3 protein-coding genes are annotated in these 3,193 nt (G+C 44.1%); all 3 read left to right on the top strand.

Features of this window, described 5'->3' with window-relative positions:
- Positions 1–389: ABC transporter ATP-binding protein (locus tag HFM85_RS15910; RefSeq protein WP_173739189.1), on the top strand; the 389-nt coding region annotated here is incomplete at its 5' end.
- Between the two features lie 14 nt (positions 390–403).
- Positions 404–2,224: an ABC transporter permease gene (locus HFM85_RS15905; protein WP_118050871.1), complete on the top strand. Its 1,821-nt coding sequence runs from the start codon at positions 404–406 to the stop codon at positions 2,222–2,224.
- A gap of 263 nt (positions 2,225–2,487) precedes the next feature.
- The gene (locus HFM85_RS15900) at positions 2,488–3,153 is read left to right on the top strand and encodes an ABC transporter ATP-binding protein (protein WP_055201188.1); all 666 of its coding nucleotides are present in this window, start codon (positions 2,488–2,490) and stop codon (positions 3,151–3,153) included.
- Positions 3,154–3,193: the final 40 nt, after the last annotated feature.

Raw genomic sequence — 3,193 nt, 5'->3', positions numbered from 1 at the left:
ACTATAACCTTGTTCCTATTCTGAATGTGTATGAGAACATCGTCCTGCCGGTGGAGCTGGACGGGGACACGGTGGATCAGAAGTTTTTGGACGAGATCGTTCATCTGCTGGGGCTGGAAGATAAACTGAAAAACATGCCGAACAATCTTTCCGGCGGACAGCAGCAGCGTGTGGCTATCGCACGCGCTCTGATTACCAAACCGGCTATTGTGCTGGCCGACGAGCCGACCGGCAACCTTGACAGCAAGACCAGCGCCGAGGTGCTGGGGCTTATCAAGCGCACCAGTGCAGAGTTCCGGCAAACTGTTGTGATGATTACGCACAATGACGACATTGCCCGTCTTGCAGATCGGATTGTCCGCATTGAGGACGGCAAGATTGTGGAGTAAGGAGGTGGCAGGCTATGACATGGCCTTTTGAGAATGATACTCACAAAGTGGAGAAAAAATTAGCGACGCAAAGTCTATCCGCAAATAAACAACGAAATTTCCTCGCAGGGATTATCATGTTTATTGCCTCTCTATTGTTAGCATTTTCGACTATCTTACTTTGTAATGCCACAATAGATACACAGATAATCTCTCGTGTCGATAACACACAGGAAATACTTAGTGTAATTTTGGGGATTGCTATTGTTCTGCTACTCACAGCAGGAATCGCTATTAAAAATATCATGTATATTTCCATATTACAGCGCACACGAGAATTTGCACAGTTGAGGACTGTGGGAGCGACCTACCGACAGATCAAAGCAGTCATTCATAACGAGCGAAAACAGTTATCTTGGAAGTATATTTTAGGCGGTTTGCTATTGGGTTTTCTTTTTAATTGTGTATTACCCTTGAAATTATATTTGGTGCCCAGTGTGGCCTGCACATTGCTTTCCGGTGCTTTTGTATGGTTCATTGTTTTTTGGTCATTCCGTACACCGGCAAAACTGGCTGCGTCTTTATCCCCTATGGCGGCATTGAGGACAGAGGAAATAAAATCAGCTAAAATTTTCAAAAAAAGCAGTCGTATCAATCCTAATGGTTTGGCAAAAAAATACTTTTTCAGTAACCGTAAAAAGGCATTTTATACGCTGCTATCCCTTGTGTTGAGCGGAGTCCTTGTATTTGTAGTCTTTTCGGTAGTTTCGGCTATTGATATAAAAGAGCTTGTCCGGCAACCGTATTATGAAAACAGCAGCATTTATCTTAAACTGAACTCAACAGCTGCCGAAAACGCTACTCTTGAACTGATGAAAGATAGTCCTTTTACGGAGGAATTGAAAGCGCAGATTGAAAATATCTCTGGTGTAACAGAAATTTATCCATCCAAAAAATTAGATTGTGAGATCGTCGTTCCCGGTCAACCTGAGAATAGATATGAACTATCCATCAATAGTATTGTCGGCACAACCAGTTTTGAAACCCAACTGGTTGAGGGTGATATGCCTTATTCTCCAAATACAAACAGCACTATTCCGATTGTGATAAATCGTGCCTCTCCTTACTATGAAAAAACAGGTCTTTCCCTGAGTTTGGGAGATCATTTTTCCGCATCAGTAAATACGGGAATGTCTACAAAAGAAATTGATTTTTCAGTATGTGGTTTCATCGAAAATAAGGACAAAGGTAGCGTATTCTATACGACCCCTGAATATCTGGACTTTTTAGCAGAAATAAATTGTGATCTGGCATGGTACATTTGTACTGAAGATATGCAAACGAAACAGGCTGTTGAGGAAATTAAGGCACTGGTGGCTTCGGATAACCGTATAAATACTTCCATATTTGCGGATGATTTATCTGAATATCAGGCGTATTTTTATAACGCCAAAATTGTTGTTACAGCAGTGATAGTGTTGATATGTTTGTTTGCTTTTGTCAATTTGCTTAATACTTGCATTACAAACACCGTTATACGCCGCCATGACTATGCGCTGTTAGAGGCCGCTGGTATGACGAAAGTACAAATTTATCAAACACAGAGTGCAGAAAACAGGATTTATTTTTTTGGTAGTTTAATAGGGAGTTGTGTGGTAGGCATACCGCTGGGGTTCCTTTTATGCAACAAGATCGCAGAAATACCCGGATTATCCTATATTTCCTATCGCTTCCCGTGGCCGTTTCTACTCCTGTATTTCGTGCTTGTTTTTGTGGTTCATATAGTAGTAACAGTGTATCAAAGACACATTTTAGCGAAGCAGTCTGTAGTAGAGCGTATTAAAGCGATTGAGTGAATCAATGTAACTAAAGTTTCGTTAAAATGAAATCTCTTGTTGAACAAATCAAAGTGACAGTATAATCGTATGGAATCGGCGGGGCGGCGAGTGCTGCCCCGCTTTTTTCGCCATTTCTCAAAAAAATTTTTGAAATGTCCGAGCGCTGTAACATTTCACTCCGATTTTCAATGAAATTTTTGGGCCGCTGTAACATTTCGCGGACATTTGGGTTTTACAATGACCTTATCAACAGGCAGAAAGCCTTGAAAGGAGTTTTGAGTATGAGCGTTTTGCAGACGATTGATCTGAAAAAGTATTACGGCACAAAGCCGAATATCACCCGCGCCCTTGACGGCGTGAACTTCTCCGTAAATGACGGTGAGTTTGTGGCCGTTGTGGGAACCTCCGGCAGCGGCAAGTCCACCCTGCTTCACATGATGGGCGGGCTGGACACCCCTACTTCCGGCAATGTGATTGTCCGGGACAAAGAACTGTCGAAAATGAACGACGAACAGCTTACCATCTTCCGCCGCCGCAACATCGGCTTTATCTTCCAGAACTATAACCTTGTTCCTATCCTGAATGTGTATGAGAACATCGTCCTGCCGGTGGAGCTGGACGGGGACACGGTGGATCAGAAGTTTTTGGACGAGATCGTTCATCTGCTGGGGCTGGAAGATAAACTGAAAAATATGCCGAACAATCTTTCCGGCGGACAGCAGCAGCGTGTGGCGATTGCCCGCGCCTTGATTACCAAACCGGCTATTGTGCTGGCCGACGAGCCGACCGGCAACCTTGACAGCAAGACCAGCGCCGAGGTGCTGGGGCTTATCAAGCGTACCAGTGCGGAGTTCCGGCAAACTGTCGTGATGATTACGCACAATGACGACATTGCCCGCCTTGCAGATCGGATTGTCCGCATTGAGGACGGCAAGATTGTGGAGTAAGGAGGTGGCAGGCTATGACATGGCCTTTTGAGAATGATAC

This window comes from Blautia schinkii (assembly GCF_013304825.1).
Taxonomy (GTDB): Bacteria; Bacillota; Clostridia; order Lachnospirales; family Lachnospiraceae; genus Blautia_A; species Blautia_A schinkii_B.
This window is presented reverse-complemented; position numbering and strand designations above follow the sequence as displayed.